Here is a 23,806-nt window from a genome sequence, read left to right as displayed (position 1 = left end):
TCACGAACAATTTGTATTCCCTGAAGAGGTACTACCACGTGGTAACGCTCTCTAATAGACCTTCGGTAATGGGCGGCGGACGCGACCAAGAATCCACAGGTTTTGCTTGGTGGTCTGGCAACGCTCGTTTAATCAACCTATCTGGTAAACTGCTGGGCGCTCACGTTGCCCATGCTGGTTTGATTGTATTCTGGGCTGGAGCAATGACTTTGTTTGAAGTCGCTCACTTTGTTCCTGAAAAGCCCATGTATGAGCAGGGCTTGATCCTGCTACCTCACCTCGCGACTTTAGGCTGGGGTGTCGGCCCCGGTGGTGAAGTTATCGATACCTTCCCCTACTTCGTTGTTGGTGTACTTCACTTAATTTCCTCAGCTGTCTTAGGATTCGGCGGTATTTATCATGCCGTTCGTGGCCCAGAAACCTTAGAAGAATACTCTTCTTTCTTTGGTTACGACTGGAAAGACAAGAACAAAATGACCAACATCATCGGTTTCCACCTAATCATTTTGGGATGTGGTGCGTTGCTGTTGGTGTTAAAAGCCATGTTCTTCGGTGGTATATATGACACCTGGGCACCTGGCGGTGGTGATGTTCGCGTCATTACCAACCCGACACTTAATCCAGCAGTTATCTTCGGTTATCTAACCAGGTCTCCCTTTGGTGGCGAAGGCTGGATTGTCGGCGTCAATAACCTAGAAGATGTTATCGGCGGTCACATTTGGATTGCTTTCATCTGTATTGCTGGCGGTATTTGGCACATTTTCACTAAGCCTTTTGCTTGGTCTCGTCGCGCATCCATCTGGTCTGGTGAGGCTTATCTCTCCTATAGCTTAGGCGCTCTCTCCTTGATGGGCTTTATTGCTTCTTGCATGGTATGGTTCAACAACACCGTTTATCCTAGCGAATTCTATGGGCCTACTGGTCCTGAAGCTTCTCAAGCCCAAGCTTTGACCTTTTTGATTCGTGACCAACGTTTAGGTGCTAACGTCGGTTCTGCACAAGGCCCCACAGGTCTAGGTAAATATCTGATGCGCTCTCCCACTGGTGAAATTATCTTTGGTGGAGAAACCATGCGCTTCTGGGATTTCCGTGGCCCTTGGTTAGAGCCTCTACGTGGCCCCAACGGTCTTGACCTGGAAAAAATCAAGAATGATATTCAGCCTTGGCAAGCTCGCCGTGCTGCTGAATACATGACTCACGCTCCTCTGGGTTCTCTGAACTCTGTGGGTGGGGTAGCGACTGAAATCAACTCGTTCAACTACGTATCTCCTCGTGCTTGGTTGGCGACTTCTCACTTCGTACTAGGCTTCTTCTTCCTAATAGGTCACTTGTGGCACGCTGGTCGTGCTAGAGCCGCTGCTGGTGGTTTCGAGAAAGGTATCAACCGTGATACTGAACCAGTGTTGTTTATGAACGACCTCGACTAGGTTACAAGTTTACTTTCATTACTGACAATCGAATAGCTTAATGGCTCTTGTGTAAAAGCGAGAGCCTTTTTTTGATGCCTTGGGAATAGGGAGTAGGGGAGTGGGGAGTGGGGAGTGGGGAGTAGGGGAAGAAAAAGAGTTTCTTTATCCTGTTCCCTATTTTCAAGCTAAACACTAGACTTCTTGCAAAAATACTTGAACCGTCAGAGACTCAAGTCTCTGCCTAATAGCAAAAGTCCGTTGAAACGGACTAAAAATACTGTTATTAGTCGGTTGAAACCGACTTGAGTTATCAGCCAGAAAATTTATTTTCTGGCGAGTATCTGACTTTTGCAAGAGGTCTACTCATGTGATTTTCACATAACAGGGGCATGAAAATACATCTTTCCCCACTCCCCATTTCTCGGCTATACAAAAAACCTCGACTGTCAAGTCGAGGTTTATGGGAGAAGTCCAAATGTCGATAAGAGAAAGCGATACCAAGATTAATTTTGCTGGGCTAATGTCCAAGGCGAACAGGTTTGGAGTGGCAATCAAGCTTATTGCTTTGTTTATTAACTTATGTAAATTAATCTAACAAAATTGTTATACATAGTCAACAAAATTGGACAAAAAAATTGGCTGATATATATCTAGCCTTTGATAAATTTCCATTCCAGCGATTTGATTGGTGCTTTCTGTAGTGCTTGGGCTAATTCGGTGCTACTGTTGAACTTTACTTGGTGGAGTTCACTAGCTTCGACATTGACTGTGAATTGATTATCCTCAAAAGGCCAAGGTTGAACTATAACCAGTTGATCACGGCGTTGCATGATGTCATAACGCTCACCGTCAGGGCCCTTGCTAATTTCCAACAATCGCTCATCTGCGGGTAGTTCTTGTTGACAGAGGATAAGTGAGAGGCGATCGCACCATTGCATAAAAGCGTAGGCCGCGTCAACTTCCTCTTTTTCAATACCTAGTTCCTTGCGTAAATGCTGCTGGTTTTGCAGTTGCCCATCCAAAAATTGATTTATTTCTGAAGACTGACCCCGTTTTGGCTCATTTAAACGGCTGATGTGCATAGAAATTAATAAAGCCACCCACCGTCCTCGGTAAAGCGCATTCTTTGCTAATTCAGCTAATTTCTCATAACCCTCTTTACCACCTTCTGGACTGAAGGTAAAATCCATTGGCGTACCCGCTTCGGTAAGAATTTTTTCTTCCCATTCTTTCTCTAAATCATCGTGATGGGAAATAGCAGCTAGCGTTTCATATAACCGTGCTGGAGCGTTTTTGCGTTGCCATTGTCCTGCTAGTTGAGCTGCCAACAAAGCATGAGCGCGATGATAAATAATTTCCCAACCATTTTGTGTAGCATTAACAATCACAAATTAATCTCCTAAAACTAGATTTTGATTCTCAAATAACTTCCGAGAATTGATTTTTTGCAAAAACGCTACTAAAAAAGTTAGGATGACTAAATAATTCGTAATTCGTAATGACGCGACGCTCCTGTGTCGCTAACGCTATCGATGACTCGCTACCGCTGCGCTAACGTAATTCGTAATTTGTGGTTTCAAGCTCAAGTTTTGGACGAATATAATTCGCTACTACACAAGTGAAGTCCACCTCCTTTGGAAAACACGGAAAATCGAGTTATTGAAACCCACGAAGGTGGGTTTTGTCTGTATAGTCGCGATTTCTAATCGCCGGGGTTAGTATTAATTTAGACTTTTCAAACATCCTCTAAGGCTAAACACGCCACTACAGCTATTACTGTTAAGTAAGGTGGGCAATACCCACCTTGTTATTGGGAGTTTTCAAAAGCTTTTTGACAAATTTTAAGCTAAGAATGGCTTTCTAGCGGGTTAGCAATGTATTCAAATGTTGGCTCAGAATTCCAAGGGCCACGCTCATCTTTGCCATTACCATTTGTAGACAAATTGTAGTAGAGAGCAACAGTTTCATCAGGCTTAATGTTACCAAAGAATGGATCGGTCAATTTACCCAATGAATCTAGAGCTTTCATAAACATTTGGGTATGAGAAATTTCCCGCGTGAGCAAATGTACCAAAGTCTCTTTTGTTGCTTCGTCAGTTGCTAGCTTAATCAGTTCTTCGTAAGTTTGACGAGCGCCAGCCTCAGCGGCAATATTGGCTCTCAAATCACGAACTACATCTCCACCTTCATTCAAGTAACTTGCAGTCCAAGCACTACCTTGACTATCTAGAAAATGAGGCCCAACTCCTCTGATAGCAAAAAGAGTACTTTTATAAGCATCTGTTTGATCTGTATTTTTGGTATGAGCCTCGATGAGTTTACCGACCATTTCTAGATGGCTAAATTCCTCGAGCGCAATATCTTGGAGCATATCTTTAATGCCAGCATTCTCAACATGAAACGATTGCACCCAATACTGCAAAGCAGCTGTTAATTCTCCGGTTGCTCCACCAAATTGTTCTAGAAGTAGTTGAGCAAAGCGAGGGTTTGCTTCTTTAACATCTACAACATGAATAGGTTCTTTTTTGTGAAAAAACATTTCTCTCTCTTTTAGAAACGACGTGATTACAAAAGGGGGTAGAGTGTTAGTGTCTTCTATGATTTTTTTACTTCCATCTCATGTGTTTAAGATGCTAGTAAAAATCTAGCCATTTTGATGTTTGTTGGCTCTGCAAACTCGTAAATAGAAGACCGATGAATTATTGCGCTTTTGAGCCAGGAGCTAATAAAAGCACCGAAATATCCAAAATCATAGTTGAGAGAATTCCACCACCTTGATATCCAGGATAAATAGCTTTGGCGATCGCACCAGCTAAAAATTCTAATCTTTCTCTTCAAACTTGATTTGCTTTTAATTTATCAATTCTTATTTACACTTATTTCTACCGGATGAGATAAACAATGCAGCCAAAAGTAAGAGAAATTGTTTATTTCTAATTGATATAAAATCTCAAAGTTTAAATACTTATTTTGTCATATGCAATAATATATGCAAGTAGCAAATTGTTTATTGCAATAATCTTTTTAAAACTGAAATTTTTGTGAAATCAAAACTATATTTATTCGTCTCTACCTAAAGAAATAATTATATGATCTGACTTATTGAAGATGTACTCAAAGTATCTATTATAAAAATGATAACTAACACCATATTGTCCAAGAGAGTTACTGTTAATTATGCTGAGTAATAAAAAATACTGGTAATATATATGACAGAATTTTAGTACTGTTATAGATAGCCTAGATATCTATAACAGTACTATTGTTCTACTATAAACATAAATTAGATAGTATTATTAAGGACTGTTTCGTAAGAAGCTCCTTACCAGCCGATCAACATGTCAGACAAACAGCTAGCACCATCCCCAAAGTTCGGATTGGAAGAAAATGACTCTCAGCCCTCTGTGTTAAATGGGCATCTTCCGCACCCCAGCCAAAATAACCAAAATACTATCCGTATTCGGGGTGCTAGACAGCACAATCTGAAAAATATTGATTTGGAACTACCGCGCGATCGCCTGATTGTTTTCACTGGCGTTTCTGGTTCGGGTAAGTCTTCTCTGGCATTTGATACGATTTTTGCAGAAGGACAACGGCGTTATGTGGAATCTCTCAGCGCCTACGCACGGCAATTTTTAGGGCAGTTAGATAAGCCGGATGTCGAAGCAATTGAAGGCTTGAGTCCAGCGATTTCCATTGACCAAAAATCAACGTCTCACAATCCCCGTTCGACTGTGGGTACGGTAACGGAGATTTATGACTATTTACGATTGCTATTTGGTCGTGCAGGTGAACCCCATTGTCCGATATGCGATCGCTGTATTTCACCCCAAACCATCGATGAAATGTGCGATCGCATCATGGAATTACCAGATCGCACCCGGTTCCAAATTCTTGCCCCCGTGGTTCGGGGTAAAAAAGGCACTCACCGGAAATTATTATCGAGTTTGGCATCTCAAGGCTTTGTCCGTGTGCGCGTCGATGGCGAAGTGCGAGATTTGTCAGACTCTATCGAGTTAGATAAAAATTTAACTCACACAATTGAAGTGGTAATCGACCGTCTGGTGAAAAAGCCTGGTATACAAGAGCGTTTGGTTGATTCACTAGCTACGTGTCTTAAACAATCTGGTGGCATTGCTAACATTGTGATTGGTAGTCATGAAGAACAAACGACTAATGACAAAGAAGAAGAATTAGTCTTTTCGGAGAATTTTGCTTGTCCAGAACACGGGGCGGTAATGGAGGAATTATCGCCCCGGTTATTCTCGTTTAATTCACCTTATGGTGCATGTCCTCATTGTCATGGTATAGGAACTCTCAGAAGATTTTCGCCTGATTTGGTCATACCTGATTCTGAAGCACCGGTGTATGCGGCGATCGCCCCTTGGTCAGAGAAAGATAATTCTTATTATTTGGAATTACTTTATAGCTTAGGACAAGCTCATGGGTTTGAGTTAAAAACATCTTGGAATCAGCTAACAGATGAACAAAAACAGACAATTTTATATGGAGAAGAACAAACTAAATCAGCTGAAAAGAAGCAAAATTTTAAAGGGGTAATCCCCATATTGCAAAGACAATATGAGGGAAGTTCGGAGTTACTTAAGCAAAAATTAGAAGATTATTTAATCGATCAGCCATGTGAAGTCTGTCGTGGAAAACGGTTAAAATCAGAAGCATTAGCAGTCAGATTGGGACAGTATGGAATTTTAGATTTAACTGGGGTATCAATTCGCGATTGTCGCCAGAAAATTGAGCAGTTAAAAATGAGCGATCGCCAGATCCAAATTGCTGATTTAGTACTTCGAGAAATTAAATCTAGATTGCAATTTCTGTTAGATGTGGGTCTAGATTATTTAACTCTTGATCGTCCAGCAATGACACTTTCTGGGGGAGAAGCCCAACGAATTCGCCTAGCAACACAAATTGGTTCTGGCTTAACAGGAGTTCTCTACGTTTTAGATGAACCAAGTATTGGTTTACATCAACGCGATAATGGACGGTTGCTAAAAACTTTAACTAAATTGCGCGATTTAGGTAACACATTAATTGTAGTTGAGCATGATGAAGAAACAATTCGTGCAGCTAACCATATTGTTGATATTGGCCCTGGCGCGGGCATTCATGGTGGCAATATTATTGCCCAAGGTGACTTACAAGCATTACTAACAGCAGAAAATTCTTTAACAGGTGCATACTTGTCAGGAAGAAGAGTCATCACCACCCCAACAGAACGCCGAGAAGGTAACGGGCGCAGTTTGATAATTAAAAACGCCCATCGCAACAATCTACAAAACATAGACGTAGAAATTCCACTGGGTAAACTCGTTGCTGTCACTGGTGTTTCTGGTTCTGGGAAATCTACCTTAATTAACGAATTACTCTACCCATCACTACAACACCATTTAACAAAGAGAGTTCCTCTACCTAAAGATTTAGATAAAATCCAGGGATTGAATGCTGTTGATAAAGCAATTGTGATTGATCAATCTCCGATTGGACGCACACCGCGTTCTAACCCTGCAACATATACAGGCGTTTTCGATGTCATTCGTGATGTATTTTCACAAACAGTAGAAGCTAAAGCTAGAGGTTACAAACCAGGACAATTTTCTTTTAATGTCAAAGGTGGACGTTGCGAAGCCTGTAGTGGACAAGGTGTAAATGTCATTGAAATGAACTTTCTTCCTGATGTTTACGTGCAATGTGAAATTTGTAAAGGTGCAAGATATAACCGCGAAACTTTGCAAGTAAAGTACAAAGATAAATCGATTTCTGATGTTCTCAACATGACAGTTGAAGAAAGTTTAGAATTTTGTCAAAACATACCTAAAGCTGTGACTCGCTTACAGACATTAGTTGATGTTGGATTAGGTTATATTCAACTAGGACAACCTGCAACTACTCTATCTGGTGGTGAAGCGCAGCGGGTGAAATTGGCAACAGAATTATCTCGTCGTGCGACTGGCAAGACACTTTATTTAATAGATGAACCAACGACAGGTTTATCTTTTTATGATGTCCACAAATTATTAGATGTATTGCAACGCTTGGTAGATAAAAGCAACTCAATTTTAGTGATTGAACATAATTTAGATGTGATTCGTTGCGCCGACTGGGTGATAGATTTAGGCCCGGAAGGCGGTGATAAAGGTGGAGAAGTAATTGCTGTAGGAACGCCAGAGGAAGTAGCAAGTAATTCTCGGTCTTATACTGGGCAATATTTGCAACAAGTTTTGCAGCAGTATTCAGCGATGAAAAGGTAGTATTAGTAAGCTAAAATGGTGTGTTAGTGAAACATAAAACACCATTAATGCACCACACCTCTAATTCAGATATTTAACACTCTCTACTTCTGTAGATAATACTTTCCATTTACCATCAGACTTATTTAAGGTATTGATAGCCACCAATATATTATCTCTGAATGCAGGGCCACTAACTTTTTTAGTTGTTTGAGTAATCCTTACTTTAGCAGAGTTTTGTGATACTTCAATCACCTCAAAATTGTTAATTTCGTATTTTAAATCATAGGTGTCAAAAAGTTTTTGAGTTAGTTGTCTAGTTTGTTCATAGACAGAAGAATTTTTTTCAATTGCAGTCATTGCAACTTCTAAATTTTCTTCGTTCAAACCTCTGAGGTTCTCATCGAAAACAGCTTTAATTTCTTCATTAGTATTCTGGTCTTTGGTTTCAGAGGTTACTGGGCTTGATTCTACAGTTTTTGAAGCTTGTACATTACTAATGGGTGTTGCAGTTTTGATATTTTTTTCATCAGTGCTAGCATTACAACTTGCAATTAGTAAGCTTAACAAAGCGACACAAAAAGGATTTTTGAAGATTTGTATATTAACGACAAACATTATGCCCCAAAGTATTAGTTAAGTAAAAGATGATTGAATTAAATATAATCATTATTCAATTTCATAGCAAGCAAGCGATCGCATTCCTTTACTTACTTGGAGATTGCGATCGCTTCCAAGCGCTATCAAAACTCTAAAAATTATGCCAATATCGAATTTCTTGCAAATATCTGCAAGTTGATAGTGGCGATCGCACCCTCAATATATCTGAATAATTAAGATGTAAATTATTTTACGCCGAGCGGGCCATAGCTAAGTCGCGAATTAATGGAACTCTGGAACGAAGATAAGCTCTTGTAGTGTTGATTTCTTCGCCACTGAGTAGTCTGTCTCTCTCTAGTTGTTTCAGTAACTGCTGAACCAGATCTGCATCGTTAAACCCTAAAAGGATACTAGTTTGGGTTTGTTCAATCACAAACCAGAGCTGACGTAATGTTGAAGAATTCATGGACTTGCCCCTATAGCAACAGCTTGGTTTCGCCCTATCATAGCAGGGCTTATATGAATATAAAGAAAATCTTAAAATATAAAACCTCCAAAAATCCTAAAGTTGGTAAAACTTAACCAATTAGATCAAGATCTAATAAATTTGTTACAAAATATATTCTGAACTAGGATTCAGGCGTCTTCTAGAGCTTTTTAGCAGAGTCGAACTTGATTATTTGTCGCCGGAATTACCAAATAAGAAAATTTATCAAATACTTTCTCCCTTTTGCCAAAACTGCTGTAAAATCTCTTTTGGCGGACGATCCCAAGTATCGATATGCTCGTAGATCAAGTTATTTTGATTGAATTTGTACGTTGAATAACCATTGAAAAATATCTTGGCTTTCCAGGGAACCCGCAAAACTCCGCGAACTGTCCACTTTGCCAAAATGATATTTTGAGCAGACTGACTGATTTCATGTACATCAAAATAAATTTGACTAAAAAATAGTCGCGCGTGAAATCGCAATGTCCAAAATATGATGCGATAGTTAAATTTGCCTTTAAATGTATTTACTGGGTCTCGAAAATAGATACTCTGTGTGTAAATGTCGTAGGAGATGTCTTTTTCAAAAAGCGTCGGTAAATCTTTTTGCAGAGTCTCAATTACTTGTTGCACTTGCATTATCATGCACAGCCTTTGGGGATAAAATTACTTGGTAGTCCATGAAAAAGCTATCACAAAGTTCACAACGACCTATAAAAATATCTCTTCACCACTCCCTACTCCCTACTCCCTACTCCCTATGATCATGATAAAAAATACCCTGTTGTCTTTTGCACAAACTGTACAACTTTTTGATAGGAATCAGGATTATTGGCTGGGTTGATAATGATGGGAATTGTGCCGTCTGGCAACCAAAAGGTGACTCTGCCGTTTGGTTCGTGACAAAAGGAACTGATGCAGTTGAGGTTGATGATATATTCGTTTTTTTCGTAAATTATTTTTACCCAGTGGGCGTTATCTATTTCTAAGCGGGTGACGCATTCTAAATAATCTAAAATTTTTTGATAGTCTTTTAGGTTACTCTGGGGATTAATTGTGATGGGGATGGCACTATCGGGCAACCAAAAAGTTACCCTGCCGTTTTTTTCGTAACAAAAAGCATGGACGCGTTCAAAATTGACTACATATTCTTTCCTCTCGTAAAGGATTTTCACCCAGTACGCCACAACATCTCCTCAAAGTCCCACTTTTATGAATGATGTCACCCTGTATCTCAAAATTTGCTCAATCTAGGTAAATGTTGCTGTGCGCTAGATCACAATCATCAAAAATCTATTTTGATTTTCTATGATACTTCTAATGGTGTTGGTGCTTTGGAGTTGGAAAGAGAAAGGGCGATCGCAGCTTGGATAAGTCCTTTAAATAAAGGATGGGGGTTGCTGGGGCGCGATTGAAATTCGGGATGGAATTGACAAGCTAAAAAGAATGGATGTTTGGGCAATTCAATAATTTCAACTAGCCTACCATCGGGAGATGTGCCACTAATCACATAGCCTGACTCTAACAGCAGGGTGCGGTAAACATTGTTAAATTCATAACGATGCCGATGTCGTTCGTAAATCACTTCTTCTTGATAAAGTGTGTGGGCGAGAGTGTTGGGGAGAACCCGACAAGGATACAGCCCTAAGCGCATTGTGCCGCCTAAGTCAACTACATCCTGCTGTTCTGGTAATAGGTTAATAACTGGATCGGTTGTATAGGCGTCAAATTCCGCACTATTGGCGTCTTTTAAGCCCATTATATGGCGTGCCCATTCGATGACAGAGCATTGCATTCCTAAACATAATCCTAAAAAGGGAATTTGGCGATCGCGGGCATATTTAATGGCTGCAATTTTGCCATCTACTCCCCGCACCCCAAAACCTCCCGGCACAACTATGCCATCAACACCTGCAAGATAGGTTTCGGCAGGTTCGGTTTCTAAATCTTCTGAGTTCACCCAACGCAGGCGTAGTTTGCCATAGGTAGAGATTGCGGCGTGATGCAAGGCTTCGACGACTGATAAATAGGCATCACTTAACTGCACATATTTACCAACGATCGCAATTTCTACTTCTTGTTTAGGACTGTGTAATTTTTTGACTAGGGTTTGCCACTGTGACAAATCTGGTTGACTTTGTTCCATTTGCAACAAGTCTAATACTTGCTGTGCCAATCCTTCCCGTTCTAAATTTAGCGGTACTTCATAGATGCTTTTGGCATCTTGGGAGGTGATTACACATGCTTCTGGGACATCGCAAAACTCTGATAATTTCTGTTTTAATCCTTTGGGTAGAGGACGTTCGGAACGACAAACTAAGATATCTGGTTGAATGCCAATTGATCGCAGTTCTTTGACTGAATGCTGTGTAGGCTTAGTTTTCATTTCACCTGCAGAGGCAATCCACGGTACCAGCGTGACATGCACATACAATACATTCTGGCGTCCTACCTCTTTGCGAAACTGGCGAATTGCTTCCAAAAATGGCAGCGACTCGATATCCCCGACTGTGCCACCGATTTCTGTAATTACTACTGCTGGGTTTGTACTTCTGCCGACTCGCAGAATTCGGTCTTTAATTTCGTTGGTGATGTGAGGAATGACTTGCACAGTACCGCCATTGTAGTCGCCGCGCCGCTCTTTATTGATGACTGCTTGGTAAATTGAGCCTGTGGTGACGCTATTCAAGCGCGACATTGAGGTGTCGGTAAAGCGTTCGTAATGCCCCAAATCTAGATCTGTTTCGGCACCGTCTTGGGTAACAAACACTTCCCCATGCTGAAACGGACTCATTGTACCTGGATCGACGTTAATATAGGGGTCTAGTTTGAGAATCGACACAGAATAATCGCGCGATTTGAGCAAACGCCCCAGACTTGCTGCTACAATGCCTTTGCCGATACTGGAAACTACACCTCCAGTTACAAAGATAAACTTAGTCATAGTAGTTTGAATTTCTAGTAACTTCTAAAAATACATCCCATCATCTAAAGGATGAATCCGGGGTTTACATCTAAGTTTTTACCCTTTTTTACATCCTCTAGCCTATCTTGGTCATTGTGCCACAGTCGCTGTGGCGAAATCTTCTGTGATCCTGCTGTGAAAAAATTCTTAAGTTTAGTATTATTAAGCTTGATTGTCACCTCCTCTGTGGCATTGGCACAGCCTACTCTTAATGTCGTTTTTCCTCGGACAAACCATCAAACAAGCGCAGAAAAAATCTTCTTTATTGGTACAGCGCCACCCAATGGACAAGTTTTAATCAATAGTAAGCCAATTACCCGCAGCAAAGCTGGCCATTTTGCACCAAGTTTCCCATTGCAAGTGGGCGAGAATCTGTTTACTGTGCGTCACAATAATCAAGAACTCCAAATTAAGGTGACAAGGCTAACCACTCAGCCTCAGTTACCACAAGGGTTAGGTTTTGCTCAAGATTCCCTCACTCCCGCAGTTGACATCGCCAGGTTACCAGGTGAATTAATTTGTTATGGTGCGATCGCACCACCCAATGCTAACGTCTCTGTGAAGCTGGCTAATCAAACTGTTATACTTTCTCCTCAACCACAACAGGCACAACTGCCTAGTAATTTAGCTGCCCTCATCGGACGAAATCAACCTACTGCCCAGTCTATCGCAGGAAAGTATGAGGGTTGTATGACAGCTTTGCAAATTGGTTCCCTAATTTACGGTAACAATATTATGTCTGGTGCTGTTGTTCCAGATTTAAGCAAAGATATAGATTTGGGTAAACCGGAGTTCCAACTGACGCTGAATGGTAAGACAATTACTCAACCGGGATCTGGTAAAGTTCAAATTATCTCACCCGCTAAGTTGCAAGTTTTTGAGGTAACGGCAGATTCAGGTGTTGCTCGCACTGGCCCAAGTACAGATCATTCTCGACTCACTCCATTACCCAAGGGAACACGGGCAACGGTTACAGGTAAGGAAGGTGAATGGCTACGCTTGGACTACGGCGCTTGGATTAATAGCAAGGAAACCCGCTTGTTAGTTGGCGCTATTCCCACACGCACAATCATTCGTAGTGTCAGAAGTCGCCAAGTTAAGAGTGCAACAGAGATCCTATTTCCGTTACAAGTTCCTGTACCAGTGAGTGTACAACAAAGCGATCGCTCTTTTGTCCTGACTCTTCATAACACCACAGCCCAAACAGACATTATTCGCCTGGATGATAACCCCCTAATTAATCGTTTAGATTGGCAACAAGTGGCTCCAGGACGGGTACAATACACCTTCAACCTCAAAAAAGCTCAACAGTGGGGATATAGATTAAAATACGACGGTACAACCCTAGTTTTGACTTTACGTCATTCACCTGCGATCGGGCACAAAGGACGCAAGTCTTTAGCTGACATCAAGATTGTACTAGATCCGGGACATGGCGGTAAAGAATCTGGTGCGAGTGGCCCGACTGGGTATCTAGAAAAAGATGCAAATTTAGTCATATCCAAGTTGCTGCGTGACGAGTTAGTCAAGCGCGGGGCAATTGTGACAATGACACGGGAAGACGATCGCGATGTCTCGTTGATTGAACGTCAGGTTTTCATTGCTCAACAAGAAAGCGCGATCGCGCTTTCGATACATCACAACTCTTTACCTGATGATGGCGACGCCGAAAATACCAAGGGATTTGGTGCTTTTTGGTATCAAACTCAAGCGCATAACTTAGGCATATTTTTACACAACTATGTCGTCAAATCTATTGGTAGACCTTCCTATGGTGTGTTCTGGAATAACCTAGCACTGACACGTCCAACAGAAGCTCCATCAGTGTTGCTGGAATTGGGTTTTATGAGCAATCCCAACGAATTTGAGGAAATAGTCAACCCAGACAAGCAAAAGCAAATGGCACAAGCGATCGCTCAAGGAATTACTGAATGGTTTCAAAGTGTACGATGATATGGGGAAGTGGGGACGCGGGGACACGGGGACGCGGTGACGCGGGGACACGGTGACACGGGGACGCGGAGAGTTTTGAATCAGAAGTGATTAGACAAACTTGATAAAATTCAAAATTTAATTTTAAATTTTTCAAGTATATTAATTACGAATTACGCGCTTCGCAGCGGTAGCGTTAGCGAGGTACGAGCGTCCGAAGGAGCGTCATTACGAATTATTATGTTGCGCCATCAGTCAGCAAGTCCGTTTTCGCTTGCCAATTTAACAACGAATCGTGCATTGCTGATTCCCCTATTATTGAGCTTGGGCTTGATAGTATTTTTAGCAATACATTTAATTATTAGACCTTTTGCAAAAGTCGGATACTCGCCAGAAAATAAATTTTCTGGCTGATAACTCAAGTCGGTTTCAACCGACTAATAACAGTATTTTTAGTCCGTTTCAACGGACTTTTGCTATTAGGCAGAGACTTGAGTCTCTGACGGTTCAAGTATTTTTGCAAGAAGTCTATTGATGTTAACCAAGTACACCGCCTGACGATCGCGACTGGCTCACGACAGGGTGAAAGCTATATATTAAGTCAGGCGATCGCGCAAGTCATCGCCAAGAGTTAGCAAAGCTGATGCCTTTGGCAGTAAATATTAGTCCTCCCGATACAGTTGTGGAACTGGTTTACCACTCCACAAGGGTGCTGCTGCTTATTATGACCGAGAAAAACCTAACTTTATTCAAGAAAATGCGGATTATCCCGCTTTGTGATCACTATGGAAACTCTTTGCTGACATCTGCACTTAAAGCTTCTTGAAGTATCTAGCAACTGGGAACAGATCAAAACCTACCTTTTCATAGGTATGACGTGCTGGGGCATGACCTGGATCACCCCCGGTCTCAACCATCACAATAGACATGCCAGCATCTTTCATCCGTAAGAGAGCGAATTCTATCAAAGCGCTGCCAATGCCTTGACCTTGAAAGTCTGGATCAACAGCAACCATATAGATTTCACCCATGTTGTCTTCTGAATGCAGTTTCACGGCTACAAAGCCCACAATAGAATCTGCATTGGTAGCAACCCATACATTTGTGTCTTCCGCAGCGCAGACATCCTCGACAGCCTTTTGCTGGCTTACACGCCAATGTTCTGGGTAGAACGCCCGGTACACATCAGCGTTCATTGCTTTTTGAATTGAATCAAAAACTGGAGTCCATGCCCGAAGCGAAAGCCGAATCACAGCATCAAGGTGGTAGGGGTTGTATGGTTCAATTTGCATTTCCATCTGAATTAGTGTTGTAGTCGCTGACTTTATGTAATATCATGTCCAGCTAATCACTTATCATAAAAGTTTCTCCGTGTCCCCCTTCGGGTGACGCTCGCAAGCTCGCTAACGCTGCGCTAACGCAGTCGCCTGCGGAGGGAAACCCTCCTGCAGCGCTGTCTCACCGCGTCTCCCTATCTCCGCGTCAGCCAAATCATAAGTCTTTAAACGGACATGATATAAAAGGTCTCATTACCAGACCAATATCATCATTATCTCCAGCTTGGATATAAAAAAGCCCCCTATTTTAGGAGGCTGGGATAAACAAACACAGTGGGAGGGCAAACTTTTATCTATAATCCTGACGTTGAATACTCCCTAAACGGGCAGCATCGCGCATGTTGTACTCAGGTCGAGTGAAGCGATTGATTTGCATTTCAAAGAAATCACGATTTGCTTGCAAATGTTTAGGATTTGGGTCATCCAAAGGATATAAAAGTGCGGCTCGCAAAGCTTGAATTACCGCAGAAGTAACATTGTACATTGACCTTTGAAAACTAACACCCAATTGAATCAACATATCTTCTTCACCACGGCAATGCTTGCTGTAATATTCAACAAGATATGGTGGAAGAAAATGCAACATATCCTGCATTAAAAGTGTGGGTGGAATGCCAGCTGTACCTACAGGAAAAACATCTGCGTAGAGAATACCATAGTGGAAGTCTTTTTGATCATCAGGCACTTGACCGGCTTGAGCATTATAAGATTTTGTTCCCCGGAAGGGTGCAGTGCGGTAGAAAACAGCTTCGACGTAGGGTAGTGCCGCTTCATATAACCACATGAAACCTTTGGATTTGGGGATGATTTCGTAGCATTCGCCACGAATATAAACGTGGTGGTAAATTGGACGACCTGCGATCGCAAATATACCATTAACCAGAAAATTCATCGCCTCTGGGACGCTGGTGATTGTACCCTCGTCATAGCGGTCGGACATTTCAAAAAACACTGGTGCCATGATTTCCCAGAACAAGCCCAGATTAGCGTAGTAAGACATCTGGCGGCACTGTTCTAAGAACATATCTGGGAAAAGTTTATACATTCCCAGCATCACTGGGTTGCCTTGGAAGTAAGCTTTAATTGCTCTATCAGCGTTGGCTTTATATTCTTCGGAGTCTAGGTAAGGGTCAAATTGCCCGCCCATACCTCTGTGCCACAGCATTGCCCGCATACATGCTTCTGCGAATTCCATGTTAATGCGATCGTGCAACAGATGATGCAATAATTTTGGCATTTTAAAAGTTTCACCCTTCTCAATAAATGCCAAAAGTTCTGGATGGGCTGTGGCTTCACCGCGCCAAATTCGCAAATCAGCATCATCACCAGCGTAATGATTATGCCGCTCTAAATACTCTTTGGGCAAGAAGTATTTAAAGAAAGGAAACGGGTCTAAAAATACTTGTTCCGCAATATAAAGTAGGTCGCGCCAATAAAAGTCCATCGGCACAGCATAAGCTTTGTATAAACCGATGATTTGCATCAAATTTTCTGGTGTATCTGGCAACATTCCACCGCCTGCTTCTAGGCGATGAATGACATCAGCAAATTCATGCTTGGAAGGAGGGAGTTTAGTTACTGTTTGAGTTGCGGTCATGGTAGTTGGGGAATGGGGAACTCGGGGCCCCCGCTCCGGGAGGGAGTGGGGAGATGCACTTCGACTTCTGGTGTCAAAGACGCTACGCTTAGCAAGCGCTCAGTGACAGAATGACAAATGACTACTTCATTATTGCTACTTGAGGGGTTGCGGTTGGTTGTGGGGAGGGAATTATAGATACCATTGCGGTGGTTGTTGGTTCACTCCAACGCACTAGCCAAGTGGGTTGTACTCCCAAAAAGATAATTATGGCTGCCAAAATTAAGGCTGGCATTTTCTCAGACCACAACACTTTAGGATAGTAGGCGAGATTGTCGAGTTTGCCAAAACAGGTACGGTTGAGCAAGATGACGAAGTACACTGCGGTTAAACCACTAGCCACTACACATAACAGAGTTGGTAGAGGAAATACGGAAAAACTGCCTTGAAAGACGATAAATTCAGCAATAAATCCTGTTAAACCGGGAATACCTGCGCTAGCCATACCACTCAAAACTAGTAAAGCGCTAATTAGGGGTAAACCACGGATGGGACTCATTAAGCCGTTGAGTTTGTCTAATTCACGAGTACCAACTTTCGCTTCCACAACACCTACTAAATGAAAGAGGATAGCGAGGATGATACCGTGGCTGAACATTTGGGCAACAGCCCCAACTAACGCCAAAGGAGTGCTAGCAGCACCTGCTAATACTATGTAGCCCATGTGACCGATAGAACTGTATGCTACCATGCGCTTGATATCTTTTTGGGCGATCGCCACTACTGCCCCATAGATGGTACTCACTGCTCCCCAAATTGCTAAAGTTGGTGCAAACATACTCCAAGCTTCGGGAAACATGCCCATTCCAAACCGCAAAAGTCCATAGGTTCCCAGTTTTGCTAACACGCCACCCAGAAGAATAGCGATAGGTGCTGAAGCCTCAACATAAGCATCTGGCAACCAAGTATGGAAGGGAATTAAAGGAATTTTAATTCCAAAACCTAGCACTATTCCCGCAAGTAGGAGAGCTTGCAGTCCTGTGGAAAGGGTTTGTGTGGAGACTGCATCAAAAGCAAAACTACTAGAACCAGTTAGCCACACTGTACCTAAAAATGTTGCTAGAATTAAGGCTCCAGAAACAGCGGTGTAAATCAAAAATTTGATTCCAGCATAAGCCCGTTTTTCTCCTCCCCAAATAGAAATTAGTAAATAAAAGGGGATTAATTCTAGTTCATAGAACAAGAAAAATAGCAGTAAATTTTCTGCCAAAAAAGCACCTGCAACTCCACCACTCACTAATAAAACTAGGGAGTAAAAAAGCCGAGGACGTTCTGTTTGTTTACTAGTACTGTAAATAGCAATCCAGGTAAGCAAGCTATTCAATACCAGCATTAATACAGAAAGTCCATCAATTCCTAATTGATAGCTCAAACCGAGGGTTTCATTCCAAGGTAAATATTCTTGAAATTGCATTCCTGGATTGTGGATATCAAATTTTAACAGGATAAAAAGATTCCAAAAAAATACTATCCCAGAAAGAAATAATGCTCCTAAACGAACTCCGCTAGCAGGGATGCTTTTCGGCACTAAAGTTATAATTGCTGCTGCAACAATTGGTAGCCAAATTAAAACACTTAACATGGTATTTTTGTCCTTTGTTCTCTCTGACAAAGTTCTGTTCGCCCTTGACGTTGGCGAAGCCTCTCGAAGAGAAGGCTTGACGCTACACTAACGCTGGAAGCCGGCGCTCAGACTTTGCGAATAACTAATCCCGGATTTCTCACCCCTTATTTTCAAAGGGGCGGGTTCAATAAGATATTTGTGAATGATTGAAGCATATTTGTGAACCCGTCCCTACCTTCAATTTTGGTAATTGTGCGAAATGTTGGGTAATGACTAATGACAAAAAAGCTAACTAACTATGCTCACTTTGCCAGTATCTAAATCGTAATAACCACCGATTATTTTCAGCTTATTTGTCTTAATTAATTCTGATAAAACTGGCGATTTCTTTAAATTCTCAATTTGGACTAGGATGTTTGCTTTGATAGCATTTTCTAACTTATCTCCTGGTTGATCTTTTGACTGTTCTACACCGGGTTTAATTGCTTCTATTAAGCTACCTATTTGTCCTGGTACTTCGGCACCTTTAATGGTGGCTTCTACTGCACCACATCGTTCATGTCCTAACAACATAATCACCTTAGAACCTAAGACTAAGCTGCCAAATTCTAAACTACCAATTTCTTCTGGTGTGGCTATATTACCCGCTATCCGGCAGACAAATAAATCTCCTAAACCTTGGTCAAAGATAATTTCTGATGGAACTCGTGAATCTGCACAACCTAAGATAGAAGCAAATGGACTTTGACCTTTGGCCACTTCTTGCAAACGTGTATAACTTTGGTTAGGGTTTTTACGCTTTCTAGATATAAACCTTTGATTTCCATTCAATAATTCTTTCAGTGCTTGTTCGGGGGTAATATCATTCTTAGCTAGAACTTTTTCAGGTGTAGCTAAGTTAGAGCCTACTCCAGCTGCTACAACTCCTGTACCGATCGCACCTGCACTTAACTTGAATAAATTTCTTCTGGAAAGATTTTGGAAAGTATGTTTTTTATGCATCAGATTCTCCTCACAAGATTAAAATTTGAGTTGTAGCCAGGAATTCCAAATCGAGCAGTTTCTACTAGAAAGTCGATGATTAAAACATCAAATTTAAAAATTGAACTCCCCAGAAAGGCCAAGTTATCCACATTCCTAAAACACTGACTCCCAAAAGTACAGTGAAGGCGTAGAACTGTGTCTGACCAGAGGTACTGTATTTAAGACCCTCTCCACCTAACAGCGAAAATAAGCCAACAAAGTTAACGATTCCATCGACTACAAAGCGGTCAATCATATCAGCAAACTTAGAAATTTGATCGACGCTGAAAATAATACTCATCCGGTACAATTTGGGAGTGTAAAAGTCGTAGGAAATCAAATCTTGTAAACCTTTCCAAGGCAAACGAATAGGTTTAGGAATGTTGCCTAAATAAATTACGCCACTGATACTGCAACCGAAAATACTCGACCAAATTAAAAGTAGTGCAACATCTTTATTTAAAGTTGCCCAATCAGGTAATAGTGATAAGCTTTGCAACACTAAAGGCAGATGTAAGGCAAAGCCAAGTAAAATTACCATTGGCAAAACCATCGGCCAGTGGACTTCTGGCGATCGCTCGCTCATCTGTTTGGGTTTCCCACCAAAAATTAAACAGAATTCTCTACCTAAACTAAAGGCTGTCAAAGCATTTACTGCGATTACTATTCCCACTAACCAAGGTCGAGTTGTCCATAATCCATCGGCTAATTTCATCAACGCCCAAAAGCTACCTAAAGGCGGAAAGCCAATTAACCCCAAAGTCCCAACGATAAACGCTAACCCGGAAATGGGACGGCGTGACCACAGTCCACTGAGTTGAGTAACGTCTTGAGTAATGCTGTTCCAAACTATGCCACCAGTACTCATTACCAACAGTGCTGATGCGATCGCATTACTGAGTACCAACAATAGCGCTGCTTCATCTTGTTGTGTACCGACAGCGATGAACACCAAGCCCATGTAAGCACTAACAGAATAGGATTGACAGCGCTTGATATCAATTTGAGCGATCGCAATCAACGAAGCACCCACCGCCGTAACTGCGCCAATCGCCACCATCACAGAAGAAACTATAGGCGATAAAGTCAACACAGGTTGCAGTTTGATTAACACCCATGCACCACTAGCAACTACTACCGAGTTCCGTAAAATTGTGCTGGGAACAGGGCCTTCCATAGCCTCATCTAACCACAGATGTAGAGGAAATTGGGCGCATTTGCCCATTGGCCCAGCAATTAAAGCCAAACCTACTAATGTGATTGCTGTCTGGTTAACATTGGCTGTAGCTGCCCACTGCGCTAGTTCTGTATAATCCCAAGTTCCAGCTAGAGGCCATAATGCCAGTACACCCATCAGCAAAAACAGGTCACCTACCCGCTTTGTTAAAAAAGCATCTCTCGCACCCGTAATTACTAAAGGCTGGCTAAACCATAAACCCACAAGCAGATAGGTTCCTAAAGTCAGGATTTCCAGAATTACATAGCTGAAAAACAAGTTGTTACACAAGCTTAGGGCACACAATCCGGCTTCAAATAATCCCAACAAAGAATAGAAGCGTCCCCAACCCCAGTCCATTTCCATGTAACCAATGGCAAAAATCTGTGCTAGCAAATTCAAGCCACTAATCACAACTATTGCACCGACACTCACCGAGGAAATTTTGATCGCAATGGTGAGATTCAAACCAGCAGTAGATAGCCAAGGAATAAATACTGATTGGGGCGGATGATTCCAGGTTGCCTGTAATGCGATCGCGCCATGAACAAACGCCAAAAATGTCATCACCAAATTGACGTAACCCGCCGGTCTTGGCCCGGTGTGACGAATAATCCCCGGCGACCAAGGTAAAGCGAATAGACCACCCATTAAGGCATACAAAGGAACTAGCCACACAGTCTCAAGCAGAAACTGAGCCATGAACTTACCTCTAGATTTTTAGCAAAACTCTGGGATTTTGAACCAACTAGCGTTGATCCCTCAAAATCTAATTATTAAAGATAATGAAGGTTTATCTTTATTTAATTTCATTAAAAATAGCTTACCTTTATATATGCCAAAAGGGAATTACTATACCTAACAAATTCGCAATACCTTCTCTAATTAATTTTTATCGGACTCCAATTCACAGATAATAACTATTAAGAATAGCAACCATAAGTTTTTATCTATGAATTTTAATCATTTAGTTTTTATCTCTCTATAACTTAGAGCCTTAAATACTACGCGTCCCCCGGTTGGTGAGTTTCGGCTACGCGGTAATCGAGCGAAGTCAAGATTCAACTACCGCAGAGTCGAACCACATCCCCATAGCAAAAGAAGCGTTGCAAGATGATTACGCAACGCTTCTTCTATCAAATCGGCTGAGATTTGCCTAGAAATTAATTGACATTCAAAGTATTTATACTTATACTCTCCTAAGAGGAGGAGTTTTGTGCTAGGCAACACAGATTTTATCTACAAAAATTATCTCAAAATCTGCTTTCTCCTTTTTTGAGCTTCTCCTGCCAGTGCGGTTTTGCTTAGAACTTTCATTAATCTTCGCTGCTTTGCAGGTTATAGATGAGAGGTGGCTGAGGATTTTGAACAGTCGGTGAAGAATAGTGAGCAATGACAAATACGGGTAGGGTAAGAGTCAATAAAGCGATCGCAGTTCCTGCAATCTCTGCCAAACGATGGGGATATATGTCGGCAGAATTGCCAGACTGGCTATTTGAATTCATAAAAAATTGAAGTTCGTCAACTCGCTTGTTAAGATAACTCTCTTGATGAGAGCCTTTATGCTATTTTAGCTATTTTCTAACTGCAAACTGTATATAAGTCAAGAAGCTTAACCAGTTGTGCAAGTGTCATAACAGTGTTTTTATACCTGAAAATGTTGATGCTAATCAGTAATTTAACCAATTTAGTTTTATTTTATGACTAATATTTTTCTCAACTTTTCTATGTTGGATGATGGATTGTTTACGCATAGCTAATTTTTGCCGCATTAGAAATTACATTTTTCATCTGAAAAAAGATTAATTGACACAACGTATTTGTCTGATATTTAGTAATTTTAGCGTCTTGAAATGCTTTTAATAACGTCTTTTTCCAGGAATTGCTTGTGAGTGCTTTTTTGGATAAAGACCGAAAAAACACTGATTTTTTTCAGTATATTTGATCGTCGTACAGTATTTACACCCAAATATATTTGAGACTTGGAACAAATTGCCAATAATGGTTATTTAAACCAAAAATGACAACAGAGTAAATACAGATATTTAACTATTTTGTACAGAATTAATTCAGTAAGATCACCAAATAAATATTTTATAAATTTAATTTCCATTGCAGATTATAAAACTGCTATTTTGTCAATCTATATATGGATATATCACTAAAAAAACCGCCACTTAAGTAGGGCGGTCTGGTTAAGCAATCGGAGGGTAATTACAGCTTACTTTCCTAGTTTTCAAATTTTTGTAGCTAAGTTTGCACTTGTTTCTCGCTTCAGAATGGGGAGTAGGGACTGGGGAAGAGGACGCGGGGACGGGGATAAAATTACCAAGAAGACGCGGAGACGCGGGGACGCGGGGAAGGGGAGACGCGGATAAAATTACTCCCTCATCTCCCTCATCTCTAACCCCTTCTACCATATACACTTATTGGTTCTTTGATAAAACGGGTGTAGAGATGCTTGAAGGTGGATTTAATGACGCGAGGCATTCCAAAATCAATGGGCATCAATTTGTCTGGAAGTTGCCAGTCTTCTATCTTTAGCAAGTCAGGCTGCAAATTCGGAAACTCTATATCAGTGAGTTCTGGACAAATCCCCAGTCTTTGAGAAGCTGCAACAGTAGGTATTTGATGAGGTAGTACATTAAGAATCTCTATCATTGCCCGATCTAAAGCAAATACATTTGCTGCTGCTGCTAAAATTCCCAATTGACGAGGTTCACCGCCACTAGGGCCATTACCTTCATGACCAATAATTCCATCCAAAATGGTTAAATTAGGGTTAATTGCTCTGGCGGTTTCAACTAACATTTCACCAAATCGGTTTGCATCTTTCCCGGCTTCCATGTGCCACCAAGCTTTCATTTTGCCAGGAACGCAACCAAACAAGTTTTTTACACCCAGCGTCAATGTCAACTGCATATGTGATTTGAGTTTTGGTAGGTTAATTACCACATCTGCCTCCATTGCTTCTTTAGACAGCCGTAGGTGATTAAAATCTTCGTTGACAGTTTGGTAACGTTTGCCCTGAAACTCGATAATCGGTAAATTCAGTTCTTCTAAAATAGCCTGATAGCCATTTGCGATCGCTACTCCCTTGGCACTACCAAAAGCTGGACTATCTCCTAAAAACGGCTTGCCACCAACCTCGATAACCATTTTGGCAACTTCGTACACCAGTTCAGGGCGAGTTGTACACTCTTTAGTTGGACGTGCCCCTGTCAGAAGATTGGGTTTGAGTAAAACGCGATCGCCTTTACTAACAAAAGCTGCCATTCCTCCTAAAGGTTCTAGGAGTGTCTCTAAAGATTCACGTAAGACCTCTGAATTGTAGGAGGTAGCCCTGACTAAACTGACAGATGGTTTTTGAGTCTGCATGGAGTGGGGAG

At 41.4% G+C, this 23,806-nt stretch carries 19 protein-coding genes and 1 pseudogene; 4 read left to right on the top strand and 16 right to left on the bottom strand.

Annotated features, from left to right (window positions below):
• The first annotated feature begins 38 nt into the window (after positions 1–38).
• A complete protein-coding gene (gene psbC / locus AC5JMF_RS29065) occupies positions 39–1,427 on the top strand; it encodes a photosystem II reaction center protein CP43 (protein ID WP_495799175.1) in 1,389 nt (462 codons plus the stop codon).
• A 174-nt stretch (positions 1,428–1,601) separates the two neighbouring features.
• Here the strand turns inward: psbC and AC5JMF_RS29060 are convergent, their stop codons facing one another.
• The 4 genes and pseudogenes from AC5JMF_RS29060 to AC5JMF_RS29045 form a co-directional block, all read right to left on the bottom strand.
• Positions 1,602–1,763: a hypothetical protein gene (locus AC5JMF_RS29060; protein ID WP_495794220.1), complete on the bottom strand. Its 162-nt coding sequence runs from the start codon at positions 1,761–1,763 to the stop codon at positions 1,602–1,604.
• A 296-nt stretch (positions 1,764–2,059) separates the two neighbouring features.
• Positions 2,060–2,797 carry a DUF3891 family protein gene (locus AC5JMF_RS29055; RefSeq protein WP_495799168.1) on the bottom strand — a complete coding sequence of 246 codons (738 nt, stop codon included), beginning with the start codon at positions 2,795–2,797 and terminating at the stop codon, positions 2,060–2,062.
• Positions 2,798–3,255: 458 nt separating this feature from the next.
• Positions 3,256–3,948, bottom strand: a complete 693-nt coding sequence (locus AC5JMF_RS29050) for a manganese catalase family protein (protein WP_495799167.1) — start codon at positions 3,946–3,948, stop codon at positions 3,256–3,258.
• A gap of 199 nt (positions 3,949–4,147) precedes the next feature.
• Positions 4,148–4,213 (bottom strand): annotated as a pseudogene (locus AC5JMF_RS29045) (GlsB/YeaQ/YmgE family stress response membrane protein); the annotation flags it as partial.
• A gap of 534 nt (positions 4,214–4,747) precedes the next feature.
• On the opposite strand from AC5JMF_RS29045, the gene uvrA reads away from it, so the two are divergent.
• Positions 4,748–7,675, top strand: coding sequence for an excinuclease ABC subunit UvrA (uvrA, locus tag AC5JMF_RS29040; protein ID WP_495799166.1), 2,928 nt, complete (start codon positions 4,748–4,750; stop codon positions 7,673–7,675).
• Positions 7,676–7,735: 60 nt separating this feature from the next.
• On the opposite strand, the gene AC5JMF_RS29035 is transcribed toward uvrA, so the two are convergent.
• From AC5JMF_RS29035 to pyrG, 5 genes are all read right to left on the bottom strand, one after another.
• On the bottom strand, positions 7,736–8,272 hold the full coding sequence (locus AC5JMF_RS29035) for a TcaA NTF2-like domain-containing protein (RefSeq protein ID WP_495799165.1): 537 nt from the start codon (positions 8,270–8,272) through the stop codon (positions 7,736–7,738).
• A gap of 232 nt (positions 8,273–8,504) precedes the next feature.
• Positions 8,505–8,720 (bottom strand): hypothetical protein, encoded by a 216-nt coding sequence (locus AC5JMF_RS29030; protein ID WP_495799164.1) that lies wholly within the window; start codon positions 8,718–8,720, stop codon positions 8,505–8,507.
• 246 nt (positions 8,721–8,966) lie between these two features.
• On the bottom strand, positions 8,967–9,389 hold the full coding sequence (locus tag AC5JMF_RS29025) for a C6orf136 family protein (protein WP_495799163.1): 423 nt from the start codon (positions 9,387–9,389) through the stop codon (positions 8,967–8,969).
• 119 nt (positions 9,390–9,508) lie between these two features.
• Positions 9,509–9,931: a hypothetical protein gene (locus AC5JMF_RS29020; protein WP_495799162.1), complete on the bottom strand. Its 423-nt coding sequence runs from the start codon at positions 9,929–9,931 to the stop codon at positions 9,509–9,511.
• A 119-nt stretch (positions 9,932–10,050) separates the two neighbouring features.
• Positions 10,051–11,688, bottom strand: a complete 1,638-nt coding sequence (gene pyrG / locus AC5JMF_RS29015) for a CTP synthase (RefSeq protein WP_495799161.1) — start codon at positions 11,686–11,688, stop codon at positions 10,051–10,053.
• A 156-nt stretch (positions 11,689–11,844) separates the two neighbouring features.
• Between pyrG and AC5JMF_RS29010 the strand changes: the two genes are divergently transcribed.
• On the top strand, positions 11,845–13,662 hold the full coding sequence (locus AC5JMF_RS29010; protein ID WP_495799174.1) for an N-acetylmuramoyl-L-alanine amidase family protein: 1,818 nt from the start codon (positions 11,845–11,847) through the stop codon (positions 13,660–13,662).
• A 349-nt stretch (positions 13,663–14,011) separates the two neighbouring features.
• Entirely contained in the window at positions 14,012–14,176 is a 165-nt protein-coding gene (locus tag AC5JMF_RS29005) for a hypothetical protein (RefSeq protein ID WP_495795553.1), read from the top strand.
• Between the two features lie 277 nt (positions 14,177–14,453).
• Here AC5JMF_RS29005 and AC5JMF_RS29000 read toward each other — a convergent pair whose 3' ends face one another.
• The 7 genes from AC5JMF_RS29000 to AC5JMF_RS28970 all read right to left on the bottom strand — a co-directional run bounded on the left by AC5JMF_RS29000 (position 14,454) and on the right by AC5JMF_RS28970 (position 23,795).
• Positions 14,454–14,939, bottom strand: coding sequence for a GNAT family N-acetyltransferase (locus tag AC5JMF_RS29000; protein ID WP_495799160.1), 486 nt, complete (start codon positions 14,937–14,939; stop codon positions 14,454–14,456).
• A gap of 328 nt (positions 14,940–15,267) precedes the next feature.
• Positions 15,268–16,575 (bottom strand): CO2 hydration protein, encoded by a 1,308-nt coding sequence (locus AC5JMF_RS28995; RefSeq protein ID WP_495799159.1) that lies wholly within the window; start codon positions 16,573–16,575, stop codon positions 15,268–15,270.
• Positions 16,576–16,696: 121 nt separating this feature from the next.
• The gene (locus AC5JMF_RS28990; RefSeq protein ID WP_495799158.1) at positions 16,697–18,196 is read right to left on the bottom strand and encodes an NADH-quinone oxidoreductase subunit M; all 1,500 of its coding nucleotides are present in this window, start codon (positions 18,194–18,196) and stop codon (positions 16,697–16,699) included.
• 270 nt (positions 18,197–18,466) lie between these two features.
• On the bottom strand, positions 18,467–19,180 hold the full coding sequence (locus AC5JMF_RS28985; RefSeq protein ID WP_495799157.1) for a carbonic anhydrase: 714 nt from the start codon (positions 19,178–19,180) through the stop codon (positions 18,467–18,469).
• Positions 19,181–19,259: 79 nt separating this feature from the next.
• Positions 19,260–21,119, bottom strand: coding sequence for an NAD(P)H-quinone oxidoreductase subunit F (locus tag AC5JMF_RS28980; protein WP_495799156.1), 1,860 nt, complete (start codon positions 21,117–21,119; stop codon positions 19,260–19,262).
• A 614-nt stretch (positions 21,120–21,733) separates the two neighbouring features.
• Complete coding sequence (locus tag AC5JMF_RS28975) at positions 21,734–21,922, bottom strand: TLTLP motif-containing protein (RefSeq protein WP_495799155.1); 189 nt, start codon at positions 21,920–21,922, stop codon at positions 21,734–21,736.
• An 898-nt stretch (positions 21,923–22,820) separates the two neighbouring features.
• Entirely contained in the window at positions 22,821–23,795 is a 975-nt protein-coding gene (locus AC5JMF_RS28970; protein ID WP_495799154.1) for an Npun_F2552 family protein, read from the bottom strand.
• Positions 23,796–23,806: the final 11 nt, after the last annotated feature.

This window comes from Desmonostoc vinosum (assembly GCF_059505385.1).
The sequence above is the reverse complement of the archived record's forward strand: the minus strand, read 5'-3'. Positions and strand labels throughout refer to the sequence as shown.